The sequence below is a fragment of the Streptomyces bungoensis genome (genome assembly GCF_001514215.1).
Lineage (GTDB): Bacteria > Actinomycetota > Actinomycetes > Streptomycetales > Streptomycetaceae > Streptomyces > Streptomyces bungoensis.
Genome location: NZ_KQ948908.1, coordinates 1 through 1192 on the forward strand (window position 1 = coordinate 1; position 1192 = coordinate 1192).

Here is a 1192-nt window from a genome sequence, read left to right on the forward strand (position 1 = left end):
CTAGTGTCCCGGTCCGGAGATCCTGTCGCAGTAGCGGCAGATGCGGTCGATGATCTGGTCTGCGGTCTTGGTCCACTTGAAAGGCCTGGCCTGCTCGTTCCAGGTCTTGATCCAGTCCTCCAAGGCAGTCTCCAGCTCGTCGAGTGAGCAGAACACGCCGCGTTCGAGGCAGCGCCGCTGGAGTTCGGCGAACCACCGCTCGACCTGGTTGATCCAGGACGAGTAGGTCGGTGTGAAGTGCAGGTCGAACCGGGGATGGGCCAGAAGCCACTTGTGGACCACCGGCGCCTTGTGGGCCGAGAGGTTGTCGCAGATCACGTGGACCGCCAGGCCGGGATCGGTCTGGCGGTCGATCTCGTCGAGGAAGTCGCGGAAGTCCACGGCCCGGTGCTGCGCGGACAGCCTCCCGATCACCTTGCCGGTGGCGGTGTTCAGGGCGGCGAACAGGTCCACGGTGCCGTGCCGGACGTAGTCGAAGCTGCGGCGTTCGGGGGTGCCCGGGACCATCGGCATTACCGGCGCTGTCCGTTCCAGGGCCTGGATCTGCGGTTTCTCGTCGACCGCGAAGACGGCCGCGTTCGCCGGCGGTGCGAGATACAGCCCGACCACGTCACGGATCTTGTCGATCAGCAGCGGGTCCGGAGAGATCTTGAAGGTTTCCGTGCGCCAGGGCTGCAGCCCGAAGGCCCGCCAGATCCGCAGCACACTCGTCGGTGAGATCCCCACCCGCCGGGCCAACTCCCGCTTCGACCAGTGGGTGGCGCCTTCGGGCACCTCTTCCAGCGTGCGCACCACCACCTCTTCCACCTGGGCGTCGGTGATGGTGCGGGGCACGCCGGGACGCGGCTCGTCGGACAGGCCGTCGAGACGGCGTTGCAGGAATCTGGTCCGCCACCGGCTCACGGTCCCGCGATCGGTGTCCAGCCGCGCGGCCACCGCGGTGTTGTTCAGCCCGTCCGCGCAGGCCAGCACGATCCGTGCCCGCTTGGCCAGACCCTGCGCGGTTGTCCGCCGTTTGGCCCACCCCTGCAACACCAGCCGCTCGTCCTCGGATAACACCAGCGGTTGCAGCCTGCTGTCCCCCATTGCTCCAGCAGACCGCAGCCACCAGCCGCTGTCACCGCCCGAGCCGAAATCTGAAACGAACCACGACTCACGTGGCGAGACGTGAACTCAAGACCAGATCACTAGG

Annotated in this window: 1 protein-coding gene; it reads right to left on the reverse strand. The window is 66.9% G+C overall.

The window, feature by feature from the left end; all coding sequences use genetic code 11:
* Positions 1-1086 carry an IS630 family transposase gene (locus tag AQJ66_RS36570; RefSeq protein ID WP_061931255.1) on the reverse strand — a complete coding sequence of 362 codons (1086 nt, stop codon included), beginning with the start codon at positions 1084-1086 and terminating at the stop codon, positions 1-3.
* Positions 1087-1192: the final 106 nt, after the last annotated feature.